Below are 24,346 nucleotides of genomic sequence, written 5' to 3'. Positions count from 1 at the left end.
TATCGGTCATTTACGCGCTCCTTACTCGTTATGTTTCTTTTTTGTTCTATTTTTGTTCGAGAGTCAATAGATACATCAATAAATTTCATTGCCTGACTTTTTGGCTTGCCAATGGACGCGCGGACAAGCCGAGGCTATGCAGGAATGAAGGGGAGATCACCATGAAATCACTGGCTTATGCTGCCTTCACTCTAGCCTTGCTCGCAACTACGGCCCAGGCCGAAGACGCCATTGCGCCAGACCGTATCATCGATGCGGCGATCGGCGATTGGAACAAGGACGGCAAGCCCGATCTCGCTTTGCTGGTCGCATCCGCTCCGGGCGACGACGCCGATAACCCGATCGGCATCTATATCTACCTGCGCGGCGGCGAGCACTCGCTTCTGACGCTGGCGGCAAGCGCGCCGCATAAAGTCTGGGGCACCGTCGGACCTGACGGCATGGTCGGCCAGGAGCCGTCGATCGCGGCCCTCCCCAATGGATCCATCGCCGTCACCTCGCAGAATGACAGCGTCGGCCGCGACCGCTGGCAGCAGACGCTGACGCTCGCCTATCGCAACAACAGTTTCATCGTCGCCGGCTATACCTATGCCTACCGCGACACGCTCGAGCCCGACTCCAGTTACAGCTGCGACTACAATGTGCTCACCGGCAAGGCGACGAAGAGCGGCAAGGATCTGAAGGCCGAAGCCAGGACGGTTAGCATCCAGGACTGGCAGGACGACTTCGGCCAGAAGGTTTGCGGAAACGGCGAGTGACAGCCCGCGTGTTCACTATTTGTTCTTTACAATTCACGAGGCAAATGCCATTGTGAGCCCTCATCAAAATTGGAGAGGATTATGCCGGATCTTGCCGAGTTGAATGATTTCATTGTCACCGCCAAGTCCGAAACCTATGTCGGCGATGGCGAGAGGCTCCCGTCCTGCCGAAGCGGCTCGCATGATATCGGCTATGCCAGCGGCCGCTGGCGCTATCTCGACAGCTATTTCGGCGGCACGGATTTTGCCGGGCAGGAGCTCGTCTGGCATGATGGCGAGCCGGTATGGGCGATGAATTATTTCGGCCACATCGTCGAGCCGGATCTGATCGATGGACATCGTGCCGGCATGGTCATCAAGTCTGCCCTGCTGCGGCTCTATCTCGATGAGAAACGGTTTCTCGGAGGGTACGAATTCGAACATGCCTTTGGCCGCTATGTCGATCAAAGCAGCGGCGATTGCGGCCATTTCAGCGGCAAAGAGGTCATCATGGTCGGTGACCGCAAAGCCTATGAGCTGGACTATCGCGGCGGTTTGGTCGTTCCGTAACGAGCGATCAAACCTCGACCACCTTGCCTTCGCTCAGCGTAACACGACGGTCCATGCGGACCGCGAGTTCGTGATTGTGCGTGGCGATCAGCGCTGCGAGGCCCGATTGGCGCACCAGGGCTTCCAGCGCATCGAACACATAATGCGCGGTTGCCGGATCGAGATTGCCCGTCGGCTCGTCGGCGAGCAACACCAGCGGCGCATTGGCAACGGCGCGCGCGATGGCGACGCGCTGCTGTTCGCCGCCCGACAGTTCGGCGGGGCGATGATGGGCGCGGTGGCCGATGCGCATATAGTCGAGAAGCTGGGCGGCACGCTCGCTGGCATCCTTGCGTGAGAGGCCGGAGATCAGCTGCGGCATCATGATATTTTCGAGCGCGGAAAATTCCGGCAGCAGATGATGGAACTGATAGACGAAGCCGATCTCGCTGCGGCGCACGGCAGTGCGCCTGTCGTCAGACAGATTTTCGCATGCCTGGCCGTTGATCAAGACTTCGCCGCTATCCGGATGCTCGAGCAGGCCGGCTACATGCAAAAGCGTCGACTTGCCCGTACCCGAGGGGGCGACGAGCGCGACGATCTCGCCACTGCGCAGAGCGAAGTCGGCCCCCTTCAGGATCGATAGCTGGGTATCGCCTTGCCCGTAATGGCGCTCTACGTCGGAGAGCTGGAGAACGACGTTGCCTTTCATCAAATGCGGATTCCTTATTCGTAGCGCAACGCCTGCACCGGATCGAGCCGCGAGGCACGCCAGGCCGGAAAGATCGTGGCAAGGAAAGAAAGCGTCAGAGCCATCACGACGACGGAGATGGTCTCGCTCATATTCATCTGGGCCGGGAGCTTGCTGAGGAAATAGACCTCGGGATTGAAGATCACCGTGCCGGAAATCCAGGAGAAGAACTGGCGGATGGATTCGATATTCAGGCAGACCAGCACACCGAGAAGAACGCCGGCGAGCGTGCCGACCAAACCGATGGCGGCACCTGTCATGAAGAAGATGCGCATGATCGCGCCTGACGTCGCGCCCATGGTGCGCAGGATGGCGATATCACTTCCCTTGTCCTTCACCAGCATGATCAGGCCGGAGATAATATTCAGCGCGGCCACGAGCACGATCAGGGTCAGGATCATGAACATGGTGTTGCGCTCGACCTGTAACGCGGAGAAGAAGGTCTCGTTGACCTGCCGCCAGTCGGTGAGGAACACCTGCCGGCCCGCCGCTGCCTCGATCTTCGGCCTCAATTCGTCGACATCATCCGGATTACTGACAAATAGCTCAATCTTCTCGACAATGCCCTGGGCGTTGAAAAAGAGCTGTGCCTCCTCCAACGGCATGAAGACGACGGAGGAATCATATTCGGACATGCCGACTTCGAAGAGGCCGGAAATCGTATAGGCCTTGACGCGCGGATTGACTCCGAACGGCGTCACGTCACCATCTGGCGCTGTCAGCGTGATCTGGTCACCGACCGTCAACCCCAGCTGCCGCGCAAGCCGCGTGCCCACCAGAACACCCTGCCCCGAGGCAAAGCCGACCATGTCGCCGGAGACGACATGGTCTGAAACGGTCTTGAGCTTGGTCATGTCTTCGGCGCGGACACCACGTACCAGCGCGCCGGTGCCAGAGCCGCCGCGTCCGGAGGCGAGCGTTTCGCCTTCCACCAGCGGCAATGCCATGGTGACACCGGGAACCGCGGCAAACTTCTTTGCCAGCTCAGCATAGTCAGTCAGCGGCGAATCGATCGGCTGCACCACGACATGGCCGTTGAAGCCGAGGATCTGCTTGAAAAGCTCGGCACGGAAGCCGTTCATCACGGCCATGACGATGATCAGGGCGGCGACGCCCAGCATGATGCCGACCAGCGAGAAGCCGGCTATGACCGAGATCGATGCCTCCTTGCGCCGGGAGCGAAGGTAGCGCCAGGCGACAAGCCGTTCGAAGCCGGAAAACGGACGAGAAGACGGGCTGGCCTTGGACGAATTCACCTGCTGTTCCACTGCCACATTCACCGCCATTCGCCTTCCATCCTATTTGCCGTCTATCAGCCTGCCAGCCGCTTGATTGCCGCTTCGACTGTCATCGTCTCGCGATCGCCGGTCTTGCGATCCTTCACTTCCACTTCGCCACCCGCGATCGAACGCGGCCCGACGATGATCTGCACGGGCACGCCGATCAGATCTGCCGTTGCGAACTTCGTTCCGGCGCGATCGTCGCGATCGTCGAAGAGGACATCCTTGCCGGCCTTCGACAGAGCGGCGTAGATCGTCTCGCAAGCATCGTCACATGCCTGGTCGCCGGTCTTCATGTTGATCACCACGACATCAAACGGCGCAACCGAAGCAGGCCAGATGATTCCGTTCTCGTCATGCGATGCTTCGATGATGGCGGGAACAAGGCGTGTCGGACCAATACCGTAAGATCCCATGTGGACAGCGTGTTCCTTGCCGTCCGGACCCTGCACTTTCGCACCCATCGGCTCGGAATATTTCGTGCCGAAATAGAAGATATGGCCGACTTCGATACCGCGCGCCGACAGGCGTTCGCCTTCGGGAATAGCATTGAAGGCAGCCTCGTCATGCATTTCCGAGGTGGCGGCGTAGACCGAAGTCCACTGATCGAAGATGCTCTTCAAGCCAGCGACATCATCGAAATTCGTATCTTCGCCGGGAATATCGAAATTGACGAAATCCTTGTGGCAAAAAACCTCCGACTCGCCGGTGTCGGCAAGGATGATGAATTCGTGGCTGAGATTGCCGCCGATCGGACCGGTATCGGCCCGCATGGGGATCGCTCTCAGACCGAGACGATTGAACGTGCGCAGATAGGCCGCGAACATCCTGTTGTAGGAATGGACGGCGGCTTCCTGCGTCAGATCGAAAGAATAGGCATCCTTCATCATGAACTCGCGCGAGCGCATGGTGCCGAAGCGTGGGCGGATTTCGTCCCGGAACTTCAGCTGGATGTGATAGAGGTTCAGCGGCAGGTCCTTGTAGGACTTGACGTAGGACCGGAAGATGTCGGTGATCATTTCCTCATTGGTCGGGCCATAGAGCATGGGCCGGTCCTGCCGGTCCTTGATGCGCAGCATCTCCTTGCCATAGGCATCGTATCGGCCGCTTTCCTGCCAGAGTTCGGCCGACTGCAGCGTCGGCATCAAAAGCTCGATGGCACCGGAACGGTTCTGCTCTTCGCGAATGATCTTGTTGACCTTGTCAAGCACGCGTTTGCCCAACGGCAGCCAGGAATAAATGCCCTGCGACTGCTGGCGAACCATGCCGCTGCGTAGCATGAGGCGATGAGAAACGATTTCAGCCTCTTTAGGATTTTCCTTCAGAATGGGCATGAAGTAACGAGACAGACGCATGACGCTTGTTCCAGATGATTTGACGGTCCGCTCTTTGCGGAATCGTTAGCAAATTGTGTACTGAAGCCAGTTCATAACTGCTTCGGCGCAGGAAGGAAACCCGCATTCTATAGGAGGGGAATTTGGCAAACGCCCGAGAATGCAGGCGATGCGGCGCATTTTCACGATTTCGAAAAAATGGGCGTTTATAAGGATTTACGACGAAAATCTGTCAATAGAAAAATTCTGCGCGACTGTAGTAAAAAAGCAAAAAAACAGATGACAAAGCTCAATGTTTGAGCTAATTTTAGCTCACAAAAGAGGCAAGAAGGCTAAATTCTTGCCGTTTCGCGGTCAAGTCTTGGGAGGATCAGATCTTAGGCGCGTTCACTCGCTGCCCCGGTAACGGATAAGGATCACGCGATACTTTAAAACAAGGCTTATAGCCTTGTTTTTTTTTGCTTTCTCGCCTTCGTTGCTCTGTGTCGACCGGCTCCACAGCAAGCATCAGAAGGCTCTTCACCCAACATATCGCGACCGTCTTTCCGTAAAGTCTTTGCTTTACGGACATGACAGGCGTGTGACGAATTGAAGGTGATTGCGAGGCGATGGCTGTTCGCTCGGCTCTTGCCTCGGTCCCGATCGGCTATTTATCGAAGTTCGGAACGATCTGTGGAAGCGAGTCTACGGTCAGCCCCAGATAATGCGAGGCGACATACCAGGTGCCATAGACCAGAGCCGAGACCAGCGTCGTGGTGAGCACCACTCTCCATGCCTGGAATTTCGTGGGGGCGCTTTCGACGGTGCCAAGGATCACATGCTTGTCCTCGGCCTGAGTGCGCAGGCCGAATGGAAGGACTGCAAAAAGCGTAATCCACCAGACGACGAAATATACCGCCAAGCTCGATAAAATCTGCTGGACCATTCTGCTCCCTTAAGACGAGCCTGCTCGCCTCTTCCTCTTCCCAGTTGTTTATAGGATTAACGCCGCCGCGTTTCAAAGCGTCTTTCAGCGCCTTAATGTCACACTTGCTCGAGCTCGATCAGCGTGCCGAAGAAGTCCTTGGGGTGCAGGAAAAGCACTGGCTTGCCATGGGCGCCGATTTTCGGCTCGCCGCCGCCAAGCACGCGCGCGCCCGTGGCGACCAGGTGATCCCGTGCGGCAAGAATATCGGCAACCTCGTAGCAGATGTGATGCATGCCGCCATCCGGGTTCTTGGCCAGGAAGGCCGCAATCGGCGAAGCTTCGCCCAGCGGCTCCAGCAACTCCACCTTGCTGTTCGGTAACTCGACGAAAACGACGGTCACCCCATGCTCGGGCAGCAACTGCAGTGCAGACACGACCGCGCCCAGCGTCTCGCGATAAGCCTTCGCAGCCGCCGCTATATCCGGGACAGCGAGCGCAACGTGATTAATGCGTCCAAGCACGGATCTCTCCTCCCCGTTCGGATCGCGGGCTTCAGCCGCCGGTACGCGTGACGAACACGGTGACAAGCGGCTTCTTTCCCCAGCCCTGGTTGGCAGCGGCGCGAACGGCGCGGCGAGCGGCCTCCTGCAGCATGTTCAAATCCTTGCGGCGCGCGCGCGGAATGCTCTCGATGGCACTGACGATGGCGTCGAAGAGCGTATCTTCCATGTCCTCGCCTTCATCATCATAAGCTGGGAGACCAATCGCCACGAGGTCCGGATCACCAACGATGTCATAACGGGCATCGAGCACGACGTTGACGGCGACATGACCGACATAGGAGAGTTTCTTGCGCTCGCCAATGCCCATCTCGTCGAAATCGCCGATCAGGGTGCCATCCTTGAAGATACGCCCATGCGGCGCCTCGCCGATGACCTCGACCGGGCCTGGCGCGAGGCGCAATATATCACCGTTGCGCACGCGCGGAACGATGGAGATGCCGCTCTGTTCGGCCAGTTCCTTATGCGCGGTCAGATGCGTCGGCTCGCCATGCACGGGCACCACGATCTTCGGCCGTGTCCACTCATACATCTTCTGCAATTCGTTGCGGCGGGGATGGCCCGACACGTGAACGAGCGCTTCGGCATCCGTGACGATATGGATGCCCTGCTCTATCAGGCCGTTCTTGATATCCTGAATGGCCTTTTCATTGCCCGGAATGGCGCGCGACGAGAAGACGACGATATCGCCCGAAGCGAGCGCGACGTTGCGCATCTCATCCCTCGACAGCTTGGCAAGCGCTGCACGCGGCTCGCCCTGGCTGCCTGTGAGAATGACCACGACCTTGTCGCGTGGGATATAGCCATACTCGTCTTCAGCGATGAACGGCTTGACGCCTTCCATGAGGCCGACGTCGCGGGCGACATCGACGACACGCTTCAGCGAACTGCCCAACAGAAGCACCTCGCGACCGGCGGCTTCGGCTGCCTCGGCGACGGTACGGATGCGGCCGACATTGGAGGAGAAGGTGGTGATGGCCACTCGGCCCTCGGCATTCTCGATGATCTTGCGCAGGCTCGCCGAAACGTCCTTTTCGGAAGGCGATACGCCATCGCGAAGAGCATTGGTCGAGTCGCACATCAGCGCCAGCACGCCTTCGTCGCCCAGCTGCCGGAAACGGGTCTCGTCGGTGAGCGGCCCGAGCGAAGGCTCGTGATCGATCTTCCAGTCGCCGGTATGAATGACGTTGCCGACCGGCGTACGGATCATCAGCGACATCGGCTCTGGGATCGAGTGGTTGACGGCAACACCTTCGATGCTGAAGGGACCGACATTGATACGATCACCGGCCTTGAAAGGGGTGATCGGAATCTCGCCCATCGTCTTCTCATAGTCGCGCTTGGCTTCCAGCAGACCAGCGGTGAAGCCGGAGGCATAGACAGGAACGTTCAAGCCAGGCCAGAGATCATTCAGCGCGCCGTAATGATCCTCATGGGCGTGAGTGATGATGATGCCCTTGAGGTTCTTGCGTTCCTTGGCGAGGAAGCGGATGTCCGGCAATACCAGATCGACGCCAGGCAGGTCCGGCCCCGGGAAGGTGACGCCGCAATCGACCATGATCCATTGACGATGCTCCGGCGTTCCATAGCCGTACAATGCGAGATTCATCCCGATCTCGCCGACGCCGCCGAGTGGCAGAAACACCAGTTCGTCTTGTTTCGCCATTTCGTCCTCAATCATTACCTAAGAAAAACATCGCCCGCTGCGATCGGCATGGTCCTGCCGTCCTCGGTTTCGAGCATCAACAAGCCATTATCATCGATTCCGACGAAATGGCCTAAAATCGACCTGTCCGGCAAATTCACGGTGATCTTTTCACCGATGCCGCACGCCACATCCCGCCAGCGAGCCGTGATCTCCCGAATACCCCTGCCGCCGTTCCAGACGTCAAGCGCTTCGGCCATGGCCGCGTAGAGATGTGCAAACAGCTCGTCCGCCGAGACCATGGAGCCCTGCTGACGCAGGCAGGTCACCGGGTACATGGGATTATCGGGCATGGCGACGACATTGATGCCGATGCCGATGACAATCGCATAGCGCCCGTCGGGCAGGGCTTCCCCCTCGATGAGGATCCCGCAAATCTTCTTGCGGCCGACCAATATATCGTTTGGCCACTTGATCTCGGCCGGTTCGGCAGCCAGCGGCAGCACGCTGCGCACTGCCTGATGCACGGCAACCGCCACCGCAAGCGGCAAGGAGCCAAGGCGCTCCATCGGGGCAGGATCGATCAACAGGAGAGATGCGTAGAGATTGCCGGGTTCCGAGACCCAAGGACGGCCACGGCGGCCGCGGCCGCCGGTCTGACGCTCGGCGGTCACCCATAGATTGCCTGGGTCACCGGAGCGCGCTCTTTCCAGGCACACGTTGTTTGTCGAGGAAGTCTCAAGAAGGGCATCATGCCGGAAGTCGGCAAGCGACTTCCGGCTATTCATGTCAGACGCCATCAAAACAGCGTCGCGGCCGCCAGATCGGCAGCACCGCCGATTGCGCCGCCGAAGAAGACGTAAGCGATGACGAACAGGCCAGAAAGACCGAAGACCAGACGCAGCGAACCGGCCGTGCGGGCAAATTCGTCCTTGGCTTCATCAAACCACATCACCTTGATGACGCGCAGGTAGTAGTAGGCGCCAACGACGGATGAGAGAACGCCGATGATGGCGAGCGCATAGAGATGAGCCTGGATAGCTGCGACGAAGACGAAATACTTTCCGAAGAAGCCTGCCAGCGGCGGAATGCCAGCCAACGAGAACATCAGCGCGGTTAGCACCACCGCCATGAACGGGTTCGTCGTGGAAAGGCCGGCGAGATCATCAATGCTTTCGACCTGACGGCCATCCTTGCGGCGCATCGCCATGATGATGGCGAAGGAGCCGAGGGTCATGACCATGTAGATGACCATGTAGAGCATGACGCCCGAGACGCCGGTCTTGGTGCCGGCGGCAAGCCCGACCAGCGCATAGCCCATGTGACCGATCGAGGAATAGCCCATCAGTCGCTTGAAGTTGCGCTGTCCGATCGCGGCGAAGGAGCCGAGCAGCATCGAGGCGATCGAGATGAACACGATGATCTGCTGCCAGTCGGCAAGCACCGGCTGGAAGGCGGTCACGACGATACGGGTCAGGATTGCCATGGCGGCAACCTTCGGCGCGGCGGCGAAGAAGGCAGTAACCGGGGTCGGGGCACCTTCATAAACGTCCGGCGTCCACATGTGGAACGGCACGGCCGAGATCTTGAAGGCCAGGCCGGCAAGAACGAAGACCAGACCGAAGACGAGACCGAGCGAGCGAGTCTCCGCGCTCAAGGCCGTCGCAATGGCATCGAAGCTCGTATGACCGGTGAAGCCGTAGACCAGCGACATGCCGTAGAGCAGCATACCGGAAGACAGAGCGCCAAGGACGAAATACTTGAGGCCGGCTTCGGTCGACTTTAGGCTGTCGCGGTTGATGGCGGCGACGACGTAGAGCGCCAGCGACTGCAGTTCCAGCGACAGGTAGAGCGAAATCAGGTCATGCGCCGAGATCATCAGCAGGATGCCGAGGGTCGCCAGCAGCAGGAGCACGGGAAACTCGAAGCGATCGAGCTGCTGTTCGCGTGCCTGCCCCATGCTGAGGAACATGGCAACGATGGAGCCGACCAGCGCAACGACCTTCATGAAGCGCGAGAAGCCGTCGGCGAGATAGGCGCCGCCATAGGCCAGGCCTTCGCCCGGCACGAAGATGATCCAGAGACCGGCCGCCGCAAGAAGTGCGATGGCAAGACCGGTGACCATGGGTCCGGACCGCTCGCCTGAAAAGACGCCGATCATGAGCAGCACAAGCGCACCGACCGCGAGGATGAGCTCCGGAATGGAAAGATGCAGGCTTGCAAGAATTGTGTCAGCAGTCATGTCGAATAGGTCCCGTCATCAATTCATCGACAGCGCAACATTCTGCGCAGCGTGCAGGGCAGCGGTGTAATTATTCACCAGGAGGTCCACCGAAGCGGCGGTGGCGTCAAAGATCGGAGCCGGATAGACACCGAAGAGGATCGTCAGCGCAATCAGCGGATAGAGGATCAACTGTTCACGCGGCGACAGATCCAGCAGCTTCTTCAGGTTTTCCTTTTCCAGCACGCCGAAAATGACGCGGCGGTAGAGCCAGAGCGCATAGGCAGCCGACAGGATGACGCCGGTGGCGGCAAACAGTGCGACCCATGTGTTGACACGGAAGACGCCGATCAGGGTGAGGAACTCACCGATGAAGCCGGAGGTGCCGGGCAGACCGACATTGGCCATCGTAAAGACCATCATCGCGACCGCGTATTTCGGCATGTTGTTGACCAGGCCGCCATAGGCCGCGATTTCGCGGGTATGGGTCCGGTCGTAGATCACGCCGACGCAGAGGAAGAGTGCGCCCGAGACGATGCCGTGCGACAGCATCTGGAAGATCGCGCCCTGCACACCCTGCTGGTTGGCCGCGAAGATGCCCATCGTCACGTAGCCCATGTGGGCAACCGAGGAATAAGCGATCAGCTTCTTGATGTCTTCCTGCATCAGCGCCACCAGCGAGGTGTAGATGATGGCGATCACAGACAGCGCGAAGACGAACGGCGCGAAATATTCCGACGCATTCGGGAACATGCCGAGCGAGAAGCGGATGAGGCCGTAGCCGCCGAGCTTCAGGAGGACGCCTGCCAGGATGACGGAGCCAGCCGTCGGCGCCTGAACGTGGGCATCGGGCAGCCAGGTGTGGACCGGCCACATCGGCATCTTCACCGCGAAGGAGGCGAAGAAGGCCAGCCATAGCCACGTCTGCATCTGCGGCGGGAACTTGTAAGCGAGCAGCGACGGGATGTCGGTCGTGCCGGACTGCCAGTACATGGCCATGATAGCGAGCAGCATCAGCACCGAGCCGAGCAGCGTGTAGAGGAAGAACTTGTAGCTGGCGTAGACGCGATCCTTGCCGCCCCAGACGCCGATGATCAGGAACATCGGGATCAGGCCGGCTTCGAAGAAGACGTAGAACAGCACGATATCGAGCGACACAAAGACGCCGATCATCATCGTCTCAAGGACGAGGAAGGCGATCATGTAGTCCTTCAGGCGCTTTTCCACCGAGAGCCAGCTTGCCAGCACGCAGAAGGGCATCAGGAAGGTCGACAGGATGACGAACAGCATGGAGATGCCGTCGACGCCCATGTGATAGCTGATGCCGGTGGTCAGCCAGTCATGCTTCTCGATCATCTGGAAGCCCGGATTGGCGTTGTCGAACCAGATCCAGATGAACAGCGACACGATGAAGGTGAAAACCGTGGTCGCCAGCGAAATATTCAGGATGTTGCGGCGGCCGTTGGGTCCGTCATCCCGCGTAAACAGCAGGAGAAGGACGCCCACCAGCGGCAGGAACGTGACCGTTGAGAGAATAGGCCAATCGGTCATCAAAGGGCACTCCCGAGCATCATCCAGGTAACGAGGGCTGCAATGCCGAGCAGCATCGCAAAGGCATAGTGATAGAGGTAACCGGTCTGCAGGCGCACGACGCGGTTGGTGACGTCGACGACGCGGGCGGCAATGCCGTTCGGGCCGTAGGTATCGATGACACCGACATCACCCTTCTTCCAGAGGAAGCGTCCGATCGCCTTGGCGGAACGAACGAAGATGAAGTCGTAGAGTTCATCGAAGTACCACTTGTTCAACAGGAACTCGTAGAGCGGACGCTGTTGCTGAGCGAGCCTGCGCGGCGTCTCCGGCGACTTGATGTACATGTACCAGGCAACCACGAAGCCAACGACCATCGCGATGAACGGGCTGAGCTCGACCCAGTGCGGAGCATGCTCCATCTCTTCGAGGATCTTGTTATCAGGCAGCGTGAAGAGCGCATGCTTCCAGAATTCCTCGTAGTCGTGACCAACGAAGTACTCATGGAAATACCAGCCGGCGAATACGGCGCCGATCGCCAGCAGATAAAGCGGGATCAGCATGACATTCGGCGATTCATGGACGTGATGCATGACCTCGTGCGAAGCGCGGGGCTTGCCGTAGAAGGTCATGAAAATCAGGCGCCACGAGTAGAAGCTGGTGAACAGAGCGGCGATAACCAGCAGCGTGAAGGCAAAGCCTGACGCCGGATTGTGCGAGGTGTACGCAGCCTCGATGATCGCGTCCTTGGAGAAGAAGCCGGCAAAGCCGATCGGCGAGAACGGAATGCCGACGCCGGTAATCGCCAGCGTGCCGATCATCATCATCCAGTAGGTCTTCTTGATGTGCGTGCGAAGACCACCCATGTGACGCATGTCCTGCTCGCCATCGACGGCATGGATGACCGAGCCGGCGCAGAGGAACAGCAGAGCCTTGAAGAAGGCATGCGTGAACAGGTGGAAGATGGCGGCGCCGTAAGCGCCGACGCCGAGGGCGACGAACATGTAGCCCAGCTGCGAACAGGTCGAGTAGGCGATGACGCGCTTGATGTCGTTCTGCACGAGGCCGACGGTTGCCGCGAAGAAGGCGGTGATCGCGCCGATGATGGTGACGAAAGTCAGCGCGTCAGGCGAAAGTTCGAAGATCGGCGACATGCGGGCGACGAGGAAGACGCCAGCGGTGACCATGGTTGCGGCATGAATGAGCGCCGAGACCGGGGTTGGGCCTTCCATGGCGTCCGGCAGCCAGGTGTGCAGCAGGAACTGTGCCGACTTGCCCATCGCGCCCATGAAGAGCAGCAGGCAGACGCCGGTCAGTGCCTGGGCACGATCAAGATGCAGGCCGAAGAGGTTCAGCACAATATCGGTCGGCTGACCGCCCTGCCCCGAAGCGAAGCTCTGCGCATTGCCGAAGATCACGTCGAAGTTGATCGAACCGAAGAGAACGAAGACGCCTGCAATGCCGAGCACGAAGCCGAAGTCGCCGACGCGGTTGACGATGAAGGCCTTCATTGCGGCGGCCGATGCCGAAGGCTTCTTGAACCAGAAGCCGATCAGCAGATAGGAGGCCAGACCGACGCCTTCCCAGCCGAAGAACATCTGGGCGAGGTTATCGGAGGTCACCAGCATGAGCATGGCGAAGGTGAAGAGCGAGAGATAGGCGAAGAAGCGCGGACGATGCGGATCGTGGTGCATGTACCCGATCGAATAGATGTGAACCAGCGTCGAGACCGAGTTCACCACGATCAGCATCACAGAGGTCAGCGTGTCGACACGCAGCGACCAGGAGACGTCGATGCCGCCGGACTGGATCCAGCGCAGCACCTCGACCTTGATCGCGCCATCCGGGTGGCCGAGCGCCACCGTGAAGAAGACGATCCAAGACAGCACTGCGGCAATGATCATCAGGCCGCTGGTGACATATTCCGAAGCCTTGGCGCCGATCGCGCGACCGAAAAGGCCGGCGATGATCGCACCGATCAAGGGAAGAAAGACGATAGCCTTATATAAGAACATAGCTGTATCAGCCCTTCATCACGTTGACGTCTTCGACCGCGATGGAGCCGCGGTTACGATAGAAGACGACGAGAATTGCAAGACCGATCGCAGCCTCGGCGGCGGCGACAGTCAAAATGAACAGAGCGAAGACCTGGCCGACGATATCGTTGAGGAACGACGAGAAGGCGACCATGTTGATGTTGACCGCGAGCAATATGAGCTCGATCGACATCAGGATAATGATGACATTCTTGCGGTTCAGGAAAATACCGAAGACGCCGAGCACGAAGAGGATGGCGCTGACCGTGAGGTAGTGGGAAAGTCCGATGACCATGATGTTGTTCCTTTGATCCTCGTGCCTCGCCTCAGACGCCCTGCCCCGGCTTGACCTTGACCACCTCGACGGCGGTCGCGGGCGTGCGGGCGACCTGTTGGGAAATATTCTGGCGCTTGATGTGCGTGCGATGCTTCAATGTCAGCACGATCGCGCCGATCATCGCCACCAGCAGCACGAGGCCGGCGATCTCGAAGAAATAGACGTAGTTGGTGTAGAGGACGTCGCCGAGGGCGGCGGTGTTCGTGCGGTCCGCAATCGCGGGGATCGGCATGGCAATCGACTTGGCGATCTCAGGCGAGATCACGCTGCCACCAATGACGACGATCAGTTCCGCAGCAAGAATGATGCCGATCAAGGCGCCGATCGGTGCATATTCAAGAATGCCGGACCTGAGCTCGGAAAAGTCGATGTCGAGCATCATGACGACGAAGAGGAAGAGAACCGCCACGGCGCCGACATAAACGACCAGCAGGATCATCGCCAGGAACTCAGCCCCCATCAACAGGAAGAGGCCGGCCGCGTTGAAGAAAACCAGGATGAGGAACAGGACCGAATGGACCGGATTCCGCGCCGAGATGACCATGAACGCCGACGCCACAGCGACAAAGGCGAAGATATAGAAAAAAAGAGCCTGCAGACCCATGTTGGTGCCTTTTTCGTCTTCCCCCGGGCAGCTGGGAGGTCCCCTGCCCGATGGAGCTCAGTCAGACCTTGGTCCAGCAAAGCTCCGGTCTAGATTTAACCGCGACGGCGACAATCGCGCCGCCTGTCACGGCATATTCAAAACTCCGCTTAGCGGTACGGCGAATCCAGCGCGATGTTGTGCGCGATTTCGCGTTCCCAGCGGTCGCCATTGTCCAAAAGCCGCGCCTTGTCGAAATAGAGTTCTTCGCGGGTTTCGGTGGCGAATTCGAAATTCGGCCCTTCGACGATGGCGTCGACCGGGCAGGCTTCCTGGCAGAAGCCGCAATAGATGCACTTCACCATGTCGATGTCGTAACGCACCGTACGGCGGGTGCCGTCGTTGCGGCGCGGCCCCGCCTCGATGGTGATGGCCTGGGCAGGACAGATGGCTTCGCAGAGCTTGCAGGCGATGCAGCGCTCCTCGCCGTTGGGATAACGGCGCAAGGCGTGTTCGCCACGAAAGCGTGGGCTGACCGGTCCCTTTTCAAAGGGGTAGTTGATCGTTGCCTTCTGCTTGAAGAAGTAACGCATCGACAAAAAGAATGCGCCGACAAATTCCTTGAGGAACAGCGAGCTGACGGCGTTGGAAATTCCGGCCATCTTCAACCTCCAAATCTGCTTGAAGCGAGGATCGACATGATCATGCCCATCCCGTCAGCTTCAGCACGAATGCAACGATAACGACCATGGCGAGCGACAGCGGCAGGAAAACCTTCCAGCCGAGACGCATGAGCTGGTCATAGCGGTAGCGGGGCACGAAAGCCTTCACCATCGCGAACATGAAGAAAACAAGGCATGACTTCAAAAGGAACCAGATGATGCCTGGAACCCAGTTCAGGATCCAGATATCGACCGGAGGCAGCCAGCCGCCAAGGAAGAGGATCGTGGTCAGCGAGCACATCAGGACGACGGCAGCATATTCGCCGAGCATGAACATCATGTACGGGGAAGAGCCATATTCCACCATGAAGCCGGCAACCAGCTCCGATTCCGCTTCCGGAAGGTCGAAGGGTGGACGGTTGGTTTCAGCCAGCGCCGAGATGAAGAACACGATGAACATCGGGAACAGCGACAGCCAGTGCCAGTCGAGGAACGAGGCCGGCAGGCCGAGCTTGGTGCCGAGACCGGTCTGCTGCGACAACACGATATCCGTGAGGTTCAGCGAACCGACGCAGAGCAGAACGGTGACGATGACGAGGCCGATCGAGACTTCGTAGGACACCATCTGCGCGGCGGAGCGCAGCGCACCCAGGAACGGATATTTCGAGTTCGAAGCCCAGCCACCCATGATGATGCCGTAAACTTCGAGCGACGAGATCGCCAGAATGTAGAGAATGCCGACATTGATATCGGCGACGACCCAGTTTTGAGCCACCGGCACGACGGCCCAGGTGGACAGCGCCAGCACCACGGAAACCAGCGGTGCGAGCAGGAACACGGTCTTGTTGGCGCCGGCCGGGATGATCGGCTCCTTGACCATGAACTTCAGAAGGTCGGCGAAAGACTGGAAGAGGCCGAACGGACCGACGATGTTCGGGCCGCGGCGCAACTGAACCGCCGCCCAGATCTTGCGGTCGGCAAGAAGGATATAGGCGATGAAGATCAGCAGGCAGACCAGGAGCAGCAGGGACTGACCGATGATAATCAGCGCCGGCCAAAGATAGGTCGAAACGAATGAATCCATAGTCCTCTGCCTTTACTCTGCCGCAGCCTGGAAATTGTTGCGGGCCAACGCCGAGCACTCCGCCATGACAGCCGAGGCACGCGTTATCGGGTTCGTCAAATAGAAGTCTTTGATCGGCGAAGCAAACGCGGATTTGCCCATCGCGCCGGCTTTTTTCGCAAGTGCGACAATTTGAGCGCTATCGCCTTCGGCGATCTCATCAATGGCGGCGAAATGCGGGAAAGCAGCATAGAGCTTCGCGCGCAATTCCCTCAGCGAATCAAAGGGAAGCTTGTTGCCGAGCACATCGGAAAGGGCGCGGATGACGGCCCAGTCCTCGCGGGCATCGCCCGGCGCGAAACCGGCCCGATTGCCCATCTGCACACGGCCCTCGGTGTTGACCCAGGTGCCGGACTTTTCGGTGTAGGCCGCAGCCGGCAGGATGACGTCGGCACTCTGAGCGCCGTTGTCGCCATGCGAGCCGATATAAACAGTGAACTTCGCGCCCTTGCGGCTGAAATCGAGCTCATCGGCACCGAGCAGGAAGAGCACATCCATCGAGGACAGCATGGCTGGCGCATCGACGCCCTTTGCTCCGGGCACGAAGCCGAGATCAAGGCCACCGACGCGCGACGCTGCCGTATGCAGCACTGCAAAGCCGTTCCAGCCGTCCTTGACGACGCCGACAGCAGCGGCGAGCTTGGCTGCGTTTGCCAGCACCTGCGCGCCGTCTTCGCGGATCAGCGCACCTTGGCCGATGATGATCATCGGCTTCTGAGCGTTCTTCAGAATGTCGGCGAACTTGTGCGAACCGCTGACGAGGTCGGCAAGCGTATCCGGGCCGGCGCCGAGATAATCATAGGAGTAGCGCAGATCAGAATGTTCGCCGATCACGCCGATCGGGAACTTGCCCCGACGCCAGCGCTTGCGGATGCGCGAATTCATCACGGCTGCTTCGAAGCGCGGGTTGGCGCCGACGATCAGCAACGCATCGGCGGCTTCAATGCCTTCGATGGTCGGATTGAAGATGTAGCTTGCGCGGCCAAGCGACGGATCAAGCGCCGTCCCGTCCTGGCGACAGTCGAGATTTTCCGAGCCGAGCGATTTCAGCAGCTCGGACAGGGCGTACATCTCTTCGACCGAAGCGAGATCACCGGCGATGGCGCCGATCTTCTCGCCGCTGGTGGCAGACACTGCCGACTTGATGGCGGCGAAGGCGTCACTCCAGGTTGCCGCCTGCAGACGACCGTCCTTGCGGACGTAAGGCTTGTCGAGGCGCTGGGTCTTCAGGCCATCCCAGATGAAGCGGGTCTTGTCGGAGATCCATTCTTCGTTGATCTGCTCGTTCACGCGCGGCAGCACGCGCATGACTTCGCGGCCACGCGTGTCGACGCGGATAGCCGAGCCGAGTGCGTCCATGACGTCGATCGATTCGGTCTTGTTCAGCTCCCACGGGCGGGCCGTGAAGGCAAAAGGCTTGGAGGTGAGCGCACCGACCGGGCAAAGGTCAACGACGTTGCCCTGCAACTCCGAGGTCATCGCCTGCTCGAGATAGGTGGTGATCTCGGCATCTTCGCCACGGCCGATCAGGCCAAGCTCGGAAATGCCGGCGACCTCGGTCGTGAAGCGGACGCAGCGCGTGCAGTGAATGCAGCGGTTCATCACGGTCTTGACGAGCGGTCCGATATACTTGTCTTCGACGGCGCGCTTGTCTTCCTGATAGCGCGAACTGTCGATACCGAAGGCCATCGCCTGGTCCTGCAAGTCGCATTCGCCCCCCTGGTCGCAGATCGGGCAATCCAGCGGATGGTTGATTAGCAGGAATTCCATCACGCCTTCGCGGGCCTTCTTGACCATCGGCGTGTTGGTGAAGACTTCCGGAAGCTCGCCGTTCGGGCCGCCACGGATGTCGCGCACGCCCATGGCGCAGGAAGCCTGCGGCTTCGGCGGGCCACCCTTCACCTCGACGAGGCACATGCGGCAATTGCCGGCCACCGACAGTCGTTCATGGAAGCAGAAGCGCGGAACTTCGGCGCCGGCTTCCTCGCACGCCTGGATAAGCGTGTAGTGATCCGGAACTTCGATCTCTTTACCGTCAATCTTCAGTTTAGCCATCGTCCACTCAGTCCTATGTCACGTCTGCAGCCGAACCTGGCCGCAGACAATTTCATAATCGCAAGACCAGCTTGCCACCGGCACGGCACGAAACCGCGTGGCGCCAGTTTGCTTGTCATAAGCTTTGCCCAATCTTGTCCCCGCAAGACCAGCGCTCCGACAGAAACATCGAGGATTACTCCCGCAACATTTCCACCGCCTTCATTCACTCTCCCCGATCGCCTGAGGCTTTCGGGGAAAAAATCTCAGCTCCGGCCCTTCGGCAGGAGTGCTTTTGCTTGGCCGACCCAATCGTCGCGCCGGATACGGCCGTCAAAGCCGAGTTCGGCGTCGATCCGCACGATATCCGCGTCGCTCCAGGCCGCGATATCAGCAAAGCGCTGGATCCCGCGTCCGTTGAGCACCTGCTCCAGCTTCGGACCGACGCCCGAAATCCGCTTCAGATCATCGGCCTTCACAGCAACCTTGCGGCTACGCGCGCGAGCCGGCTTGGCTGCAACCGGTGCCGCCACTTCGACTTTGGCCTTGCTCTTGGCGGGCGCCGTCACGGTCGCGGCGGCCGCAACCAGCTTCGGTTCGGCCTTCTTTGCGACCGCGGGTTTTGCCTTGGCAGCCACGGGCTTTGATACAACAGGCTTGGCGGCGGGCGATGCCTTCACAGGCTTTGCTTCCCCTGCCCCCTCCTTCTTTGTCGCCGGCTTTTCGTCAGCGGCGGCGGCAGTCTTTGCAGTCGGCACGACAGCGCGCTGGTTGGCGGCCTCGACGGCCCCCTGGAGCGCACCGAAGAATGCACCGGCAATCTGCGACGTGACGCCGAAGCCTATGGCGGCCGCAGCGGCAAATGCCGCCGCCGGATGAGCCATCAGCGGATGGATTGGCATTGTTGGCGCGTTCCGCAGCATATCGGCAGCGACGCGGCCGAGATCAGCCGATGCATTATCGGCCGCTCCGCTGTCCTGCTTGATATCCTTGGTCTTCGCCATGACAATCCTTACTCCGCTGCTTCCAGCACTGCGCCGTGGCTCGTCGCGTTGGCCGTATACTGATCGATACGCTTTTCGATCTCCGGGCGGAAGTTGCGGATCAGACCTTGCACCGGCCATGCGGCTGCGTCACCGAGCGCACAGATGGTGTGACCTTCGATCTGCTTCGTCACCTGGAACAGCATGTCGATCTCACGCTTCTGCGCATTGCCGCGTGCCATACGCTCCAGAACGCGCCACATCCAGCCCGTTCCTTCGCGGCATGGCGTACACTGGCCGCAGCTCTCGTGCTTGAAGAAAGCCGAGATGCGGGCAATCGCCTTGATGACGTCGGTCGACTTGTCCATGACGATGGCAGCAGCTGTGCCGAAGGACGACTTCACTTCACGCAGACCGTCGAAATCCATCGGGCAATCGATAATGTCAGCCGCCGGTACGATCGGGCACGACGCGCCGCCGGGAATGACGGCGAGCAGGTTGTCCCAGCCGCCGCGAATGCCGCCGGCGTGCTTGTCAACCAGTTCACGGAAGGTAATGCCCATGGTTTCCTCGACCGTGCAGGGACGGTTGACGTGACCGGAGAGCATGAACAGCTTCGTGCCGACATTGTTCGGACGGCCGAAGGAGGAGAACCAGCCGGCACCGCGACGCAAGATCGTCGGAGCAACGGCAATTGACTCGACGTTGTTGACAGTCGTCGGGCAGCCGTAGAGACCCATGTTGGCCGGGAATGGCGGCTTCAGGCGCGGCTGGCCCTTCTTGCCTTCCAGGCTTTCGAGCAGCGCGGTTTCTTCGCCGCAGATGTAAGCACCGGCGCCATGATGAACGTAAACATCATAATCCCAGCCCAACTTGTTGTTTTTGCCGAGGAGTCCGGCATCGTAGCATTCGTCGATTGCCGCCTGCAGGGCTTCACGTTCGCGCATATATTCGCCGCGAACGTAGATATAAGCGGTGTTTGCGCCCATGGCGAAACCGGCGATGACGCAGCCTTCGATCAGCGTGTGCGGATCGTGGCGCATGATATCGCGGTCCTTGCAGGTGCCCGGCTCGGACTCGTCGGCATTGACCACGAGATAATGCGGACGCCCGTCGCTTTCCTTCGGCATGAAGGACCACTTGAGGCCGGTCGGGAAGCCTGCGCCGCCGCGACCGCGAAGGCCGGAGGCCTTCATCTCATTGATGATCCAGTCACGACCCTTTTCGAGGATCTGCTTGGTGCCGTCCCAATGGCCGCGCGACATCGCGCCTTTCAGGGACTTGTCCTTGAGGCCGTAGATATTGGTAAAGATGCGATCTTGATCTTGTAACATGCTTCACCTCTTACCGCGGCTTCTTGCCGAAGACCTTGATATATTCCGCTTCGCCACCCTTAGCGAGTGCCTTGGCCTGCTTGATCCAGTCGTCACGCTCGATGCGACCCTTGAAATTCAGGTAACCGTCGACCCATTCGCGCTCGGCCTTCTTCCAGCTCGCAATCTGCGCAAAGGTGAAGATACCAAGCTCATGCAGGATCGACTCGATCTTCGGACCGACGCCGGAGATGAGTTGGATATCATCCGGCTGCGCTGGCTTCTCGATGCCGGCGGGACGATTCTTGTCCGTCAGCGACGGCTTCTGCGTCGCCTCGGCCTTCTCCCCTGCCGCCGGCTGCGCTTCCGCAGACTTGGCATTCTTTGCCGCTTCGGCGGGCGCAGTCGCAGGCGTCTTCAGGCTCTGGTTGGTTTCGGCGTCCGTGCTCTTTACGCGTGCCGCTTCAGATGGCGGGACCGAAACGGCGTCAGCCTTGGCCTTGGCCGGCGTGCTCTTTGCCTTCGGCTCCTCGGACGTCAAAGACGTCAAACCGCCTTCCGGCGCGGAGAACACGCGATCAATCTGCGGGCCTGTGGGAACTTCGCTGCCCTTGCCTGCCGCGAACGCATCGATGATCTCTTCGAGACGTGCCGGTGTTAGATCCTCGTAGGTATCCTTGCCGATCACCACCATCGGTGCGTTGACGCAGGCGCCCTGACATTCAACTTCTTCCCAGGACAGCGTGCCTTCGGCATTGCGATCGAAGGCGTGTGCATTGATCTTGCTCTTGCAGACCTTGATCAGCCCTTCCGCGCCGCGCAGCATGCAGGGCGTCGTGCCGCAAACCTGAACATGGGCGCGCGTACCGACCGGATGCAGCTGGAACTGCGTATAGAAAGTCGCGACTTCAAGCGCGCGAATATGGGCCATATCCAGCATGTCGGCTATCGTTTCGATAGCTGCCCTGGTGACCCAGCCGTCCTGCTCCTGCGCGCGCATCATCAACGGGATGATGGCGGACTGCTGGCGGCCCTCGGGATATTTCTTGATCGTCTTTTCCGCCCAGACCGAATTCTCCTTGTTGAAGGCGAAGGCGGCTGGTTGGAATTGATCTTCAGCTAGTCGACGAACGGACATCTTTCACGCCTATCTCAGTTTAAGGACCCACACCGCGTATTCGTCAGAGACGAAAATTCGCAGGCGTAAGCCGACTGGTCTTTCTGCATAAATACAACGAACTTGCCGCCATTCGGCACGGCGGCCTTGATCTGATAGCCGCGGGACAAGAGGTCCGCCACGGTCGAATCTCCGCCCGACGTGACCTCGTTTCCGCCTTTCGCAGCATTCGTGCCTGTCGCATTCGAACCCTGCATATTGATGTTTGGCAGGTTCTGCGTCTTGCCCACCTGCTGTGCCGAAGCACCGCAGGCGACCAGAAGCGCGGGAATGACAACCTGCCAGGCTCTCATCAACGATCCACCTCACCGAAAACGATGTCGAGGGAACCGAGAACTGCGGCAACGTCGGCGAGCTGATGACCGCGGCACATGAAATCCATGGCCTGCAGATGCGCATAGCCCGGCGCGCGGATCTTGCAGCGGTAAGGCTTGTTGGAGCCGTCCGACACCAGATAGACGCCGAATTCGCCCTTCGGCGCTTCGACGGCCGCGTAAACTTCGCCGGCCGGCACGTGATAGCCTTCGGTGTAAAGCTTGAAATGGTGGATCAAGGCTTCCATCGAGCGCTTCATTTCGCCACGCTTCGGCGGTACGACCTTACCATCAAGCGACGAGACCGGTCCGGTCTTGGCATCGCCGAGCAGGCGGTTGACGCACTGCTTCATGATGCGGACGGACTCACGCATTTCAATCATACGGATGAGGTAACGGTCGTAGCAGTCGCCGTTCTTGCCGATCGGAATGTCGAACTCGAGATCGGAATAGCATTCGTAGGGCTGCGACTTGCGCAGGTCCCAGGCGGCACCCGAGCCGCGAACCATGACGCCGGAGAAACCCCAGGCCCAACAGTCTTCCAGCGAGACGACGCCGATATCGACGTTACGCTGCTTGAAGATGCGGTTGCCGGTCAGAAGGTCGTCGATATCGTCGAGCGCCTTGAGGAAGGGATCGCACCAGTCGCCGATATCCTGAACCAGCTTTTCCGGAAGATCCTGGTGAACGCCGCCCGGACGGACGTAAGCGGCGTGCATGCGCGAGCCAGAGGCACGCTCATAGAACACCATCAGCTTTTCGCGCTCTTCGAAGCCCCAAAGCGGAGGCGTCAGCGCGCCGACGTCCATGGCCTGCGTGGTGACGTTCAGGAGATGCGACAGGATACGGCCGATTTCCGAATAGAGCACGCGGATCAGCTGGCCGCGGATCGGGATATCGATGCCGAGCAGCTTCTCGACGGCCAGAGCGTAGGCATGCTCCTGGTTCATCGGCGCCACGTAGTCGAGGCGGTCGAAGTAGGGAACTGCCTGCAGATAGGTCTTTGTCTCGATCAGCTTTTCCGTGCCGCGATGCAGCAGGCCGATATGCGGATCGACGCGCTCCACAATTTCGCCGTCCAATTCGAGGACAAGACGCAAAACGCCGTGCGCGGCCGGATGCTGCGGGCCGAAATTGATGTTGAAGTTGCGAACGTTATGTTCTGTCATTGCAATGCGCTCCGCTTATTGCAGGCATTAGCCAGCAGGCAATAGGCAATAGTGTAAACGTTAGCTTTCATGTCCATGTCGTTCGTCCTGCAAGCGGCGGATAAGCGATCGTAGCATCCTTCCAATTTCATCACCCAAGGATAGCGCCGCCTCAATTCGCTCTACAGCAACGATCCCTACTCGTGTTGAAAGTATCAGATGCGTTTCCAATTCCTTCAGTGAGCCCTGTGCGATCTTCAGGTGATGAACGTAAGCCCCTGTGGCTTCGCGCCCATAACCTTCCGCGATGTTCGCCGCGATCGATACAGATGCGCGCCGTATCTGCGAAACCAAGCCGTAAATCTCTTCCTTCGGAAATTCCTTGGTAAGAGCATAACATTCAACAGCAAGATCCATGGCGCGCTGCCATACCGTAAGGTCCTGGTAGGAATTAATCGCCGTTTGCCATTCTCCTATTGCCTATTGGCTACTGCCCATTGCCTTACTTACTGCTTCGCCTTTTCGTCACCCGGCAGCACGTAGTCCGTGCCTTCCCAGGGAGACAGAAAGTCGAAGTTGCGGAATTCCTGCTTCAGCTCCACAGGCTCGTAGACAACGCGCTTGGCGGCGTCGTCATAGCGAACTTCCACGAAACCGGTGGTGGGGAAGTCCTTGCGCAGCGGATGACCTTCGAAACCGTAGTCAGTCAGGATGCGGCGCAGGTCCGGATGGCCGGTGAAGAGAACACCGTACATGTCCCAGGTTTCGCGCTCGAACCAATCAGCGCCGGGATAGATGCCACAGGCCGACGGCACAGGCTGACCCTCGCCGACGGGAACCTTGACGCGAATGCGCAGGTTCTTCTTTGGCGACAGCAAATGATAGACAACATCGAAACGGTCAGCACGCTGCGGCCAGTCGACGCCGCAGATATCCGTCATGTTGACGAAGCCGCACTTGGCATCGTCACGCAGGAAGGTCAGCAGTCCGATAACGTTTTCGGCCGTCGTCGTCACGTTCAGCTCGCCGTACTTGATCTCGCTCGACGAGATCAGGGCGCTGCGAACTTCCGTGAGGTAAGCGGCGAGTTCGTTCAGGGCTTCACTCATAATGCCTTGTCCC

General features: G+C 59.3%; 24 protein-coding genes. 2 read left to right on the top strand and 22 right to left on the bottom strand.

Annotation, left to right across the window (positions count from 1 at the left end):
* The first annotated feature begins 161 nt into the window (after positions 1–161).
* Both A6U86_RS03045 and A6U86_RS03040 read left to right on the top strand, forming a co-directional pair.
* Positions 162–758, top strand: coding sequence for a hypothetical protein (locus A6U86_RS03045; protein ID WP_068385937.1), 597 nt, complete (start codon positions 162–164; stop codon positions 756–758).
* 81 nt (positions 759–839) lie between these two features.
* The gene (locus tag A6U86_RS03040; RefSeq protein ID WP_068385935.1) at positions 840–1,307 is read left to right on the top strand and encodes a DUF5680 domain-containing protein; all 468 of its coding nucleotides are present in this window, start codon (positions 840–842) and stop codon (positions 1,305–1,307) included.
* Between the two features lie 7 nt (positions 1,308–1,314).
* Here the strand turns inward: A6U86_RS03040 and A6U86_RS03035 are convergent, their stop codons facing one another.
* The 22 genes from A6U86_RS03035 to A6U86_RS02930 form a co-directional block, all read right to left on the bottom strand.
* Positions 1,315–1,998, bottom strand: coding sequence for an ABC transporter ATP-binding protein (locus A6U86_RS03035; protein WP_068385933.1), 684 nt, complete (start codon positions 1,996–1,998; stop codon positions 1,315–1,317).
* Positions 1,999–2,012: 14 nt separating this feature from the next.
* A complete protein-coding gene (locus tag A6U86_RS03030) occupies positions 2,013–3,323 on the bottom strand; it encodes a lipoprotein-releasing ABC transporter permease subunit (RefSeq protein WP_068385931.1) in 1,311 nt (436 codons plus the stop codon).
* A 26-nt stretch (positions 3,324–3,349) separates the two neighbouring features.
* Positions 3,350–4,672 carry a proline--tRNA ligase gene (proS, locus tag A6U86_RS03025; RefSeq protein ID WP_068385929.1) on the bottom strand — a complete coding sequence of 441 codons (1,323 nt, stop codon included), beginning with the start codon at positions 4,670–4,672 and terminating at the stop codon, positions 3,350–3,352.
* 625 nt (positions 4,673–5,297) lie between these two features.
* Positions 5,298–5,576 carry a DUF1467 family protein gene (locus A6U86_RS03020; protein ID WP_068385927.1) on the bottom strand — a complete coding sequence of 93 codons (279 nt, stop codon included), beginning with the start codon at positions 5,574–5,576 and terminating at the stop codon, positions 5,298–5,300.
* Between the two features lie 98 nt (positions 5,577–5,674).
* A complete protein-coding gene (gene mce, locus A6U86_RS03015) occupies positions 5,675–6,079 on the bottom strand; it encodes a methylmalonyl-CoA epimerase (protein ID WP_068385925.1) in 405 nt (134 codons plus the stop codon).
* Positions 6,080–6,110: 31 nt separating this feature from the next.
* Complete coding sequence (locus tag A6U86_RS03010; protein WP_068387766.1) at positions 6,111–7,784, bottom strand: ribonuclease J; 1,674 nt, start codon at positions 7,782–7,784, stop codon at positions 6,111–6,113.
* Positions 7,785–7,798: 14 nt separating this feature from the next.
* Positions 7,799–8,563 carry a biotin--[acetyl-CoA-carboxylase] ligase gene (locus tag A6U86_RS03005; RefSeq protein ID WP_068385923.1) on the bottom strand — a complete coding sequence of 255 codons (765 nt, stop codon included), beginning with the start codon at positions 8,561–8,563 and terminating at the stop codon, positions 7,799–7,801.
* The gene (gene nuoN, locus A6U86_RS03000; RefSeq protein ID WP_068385921.1) at positions 8,563–10,005 is read right to left on the bottom strand and encodes an NADH-quinone oxidoreductase subunit NuoN; all 1,443 of its coding nucleotides are present in this window, start codon (positions 10,003–10,005) and stop codon (positions 8,563–8,565) included. Before nuoN ends, A6U86_RS03005 begins: the two co-directional genes overlap by 1 nt.
* Before the next feature lie 18 nt (positions 10,006–10,023).
* A complete protein-coding gene (locus A6U86_RS02995; protein WP_068385919.1) occupies positions 10,024–11,535 on the bottom strand; it encodes an NADH-quinone oxidoreductase subunit M in 1,512 nt (503 codons plus the stop codon).
* Entirely contained in the window at positions 11,535–13,529 is a 1,995-nt protein-coding gene (nuoL, locus tag A6U86_RS02990) for an NADH-quinone oxidoreductase subunit L (protein ID WP_068385917.1), read from the bottom strand. Before nuoL ends, A6U86_RS02995 begins: the two co-directional genes overlap by 1 nt.
* A 7-nt stretch (positions 13,530–13,536) precedes the next feature.
* Positions 13,537–13,845 (bottom strand): NADH-quinone oxidoreductase subunit NuoK, encoded by a 309-nt coding sequence (nuoK, locus tag A6U86_RS02985; RefSeq protein WP_004122490.1) that lies wholly within the window; start codon positions 13,843–13,845, stop codon positions 13,537–13,539.
* Positions 13,846–13,876: 31 nt separating this feature from the next.
* Positions 13,877–14,491, bottom strand: coding sequence for an NADH-quinone oxidoreductase subunit J (locus A6U86_RS02980; protein ID WP_068385915.1), 615 nt, complete (start codon positions 14,489–14,491; stop codon positions 13,877–13,879).
* A 149-nt stretch (positions 14,492–14,640) separates the two neighbouring features.
* Positions 14,641–15,132 (bottom strand): NADH-quinone oxidoreductase subunit NuoI, encoded by a 492-nt coding sequence (nuoI, locus tag A6U86_RS02975; protein WP_068385913.1) that lies wholly within the window; start codon positions 15,130–15,132, stop codon positions 14,641–14,643.
* A gap of 40 nt (positions 15,133–15,172) precedes the next feature.
* The gene (nuoH, locus tag A6U86_RS02970; RefSeq protein ID WP_068385911.1) at positions 15,173–16,216 is read right to left on the bottom strand and encodes an NADH-quinone oxidoreductase subunit NuoH; all 1,044 of its coding nucleotides are present in this window, start codon (positions 16,214–16,216) and stop codon (positions 15,173–15,175) included.
* Positions 16,217–16,228: 12 nt separating this feature from the next.
* Positions 16,229–18,310, bottom strand: a complete 2,082-nt coding sequence (nuoG, locus tag A6U86_RS02965) for an NADH-quinone oxidoreductase subunit NuoG (RefSeq protein WP_068385910.1) — start codon at positions 18,308–18,310, stop codon at positions 16,229–16,231.
* A gap of 245 nt (positions 18,311–18,555) precedes the next feature.
* Positions 18,556–19,293, bottom strand: coding sequence for a 5' DNA nuclease (locus tag A6U86_RS02960; RefSeq protein ID WP_068385909.1), 738 nt, complete (start codon positions 19,291–19,293; stop codon positions 18,556–18,558).
* Positions 19,294–19,301: 8 nt separating this feature from the next.
* Positions 19,302–20,606, bottom strand: a complete 1,305-nt coding sequence (gene nuoF / locus A6U86_RS02955; protein ID WP_068385907.1) for an NADH-quinone oxidoreductase subunit NuoF — start codon at positions 20,604–20,606, stop codon at positions 19,302–19,304.
* Between the two features lie 10 nt (positions 20,607–20,616).
* Positions 20,617–21,723, bottom strand: a complete 1,107-nt coding sequence (locus A6U86_RS02950; RefSeq protein ID WP_068385905.1) for an NADH-quinone oxidoreductase subunit E — start codon at positions 21,721–21,723, stop codon at positions 20,617–20,619.
* A gap of 14 nt (positions 21,724–21,737) precedes the next feature.
* Positions 21,738–22,055 (bottom strand): hypothetical protein, encoded by a 318-nt coding sequence (locus A6U86_RS02945; protein WP_068385903.1) that lies wholly within the window; start codon positions 22,053–22,055, stop codon positions 21,738–21,740.
* Complete coding sequence (locus A6U86_RS02940) at positions 22,055–23,245, bottom strand: NADH-quinone oxidoreductase subunit D (RefSeq protein WP_068385901.1); 1,191 nt, start codon at positions 23,243–23,245, stop codon at positions 22,055–22,057. The genes A6U86_RS02945 and A6U86_RS02940 overlap by 1 nt, the downstream gene beginning before the upstream one ends.
* Before the next feature lie 60 nt (positions 23,246–23,305).
* A complete protein-coding gene (locus tag A6U86_RS02935; protein ID WP_275507231.1) occupies positions 23,306–23,701 on the bottom strand; it encodes a four helix bundle protein in 396 nt (131 codons plus the stop codon).
* 29 nt (positions 23,702–23,730) lie between these two features.
* Entirely contained in the window at positions 23,731–24,333 is a 603-nt protein-coding gene (locus tag A6U86_RS02930) for an NADH-quinone oxidoreductase subunit C (protein ID WP_068385897.1), read from the bottom strand.
* Positions 24,334–24,346: the final 13 nt, after the last annotated feature.

The sequence above is a fragment of the Rhizobium sp. AC27/96 genome (assembly GCF_001692325.1).
Taxonomy (GTDB): domain Bacteria; phylum Pseudomonadota; class Alphaproteobacteria; order Rhizobiales; family Rhizobiaceae; genus Rhizobium.
The sequence above is the reverse complement of the archived record's forward strand: the minus strand, read 5'-3'. Positions and strand labels throughout refer to the sequence as shown.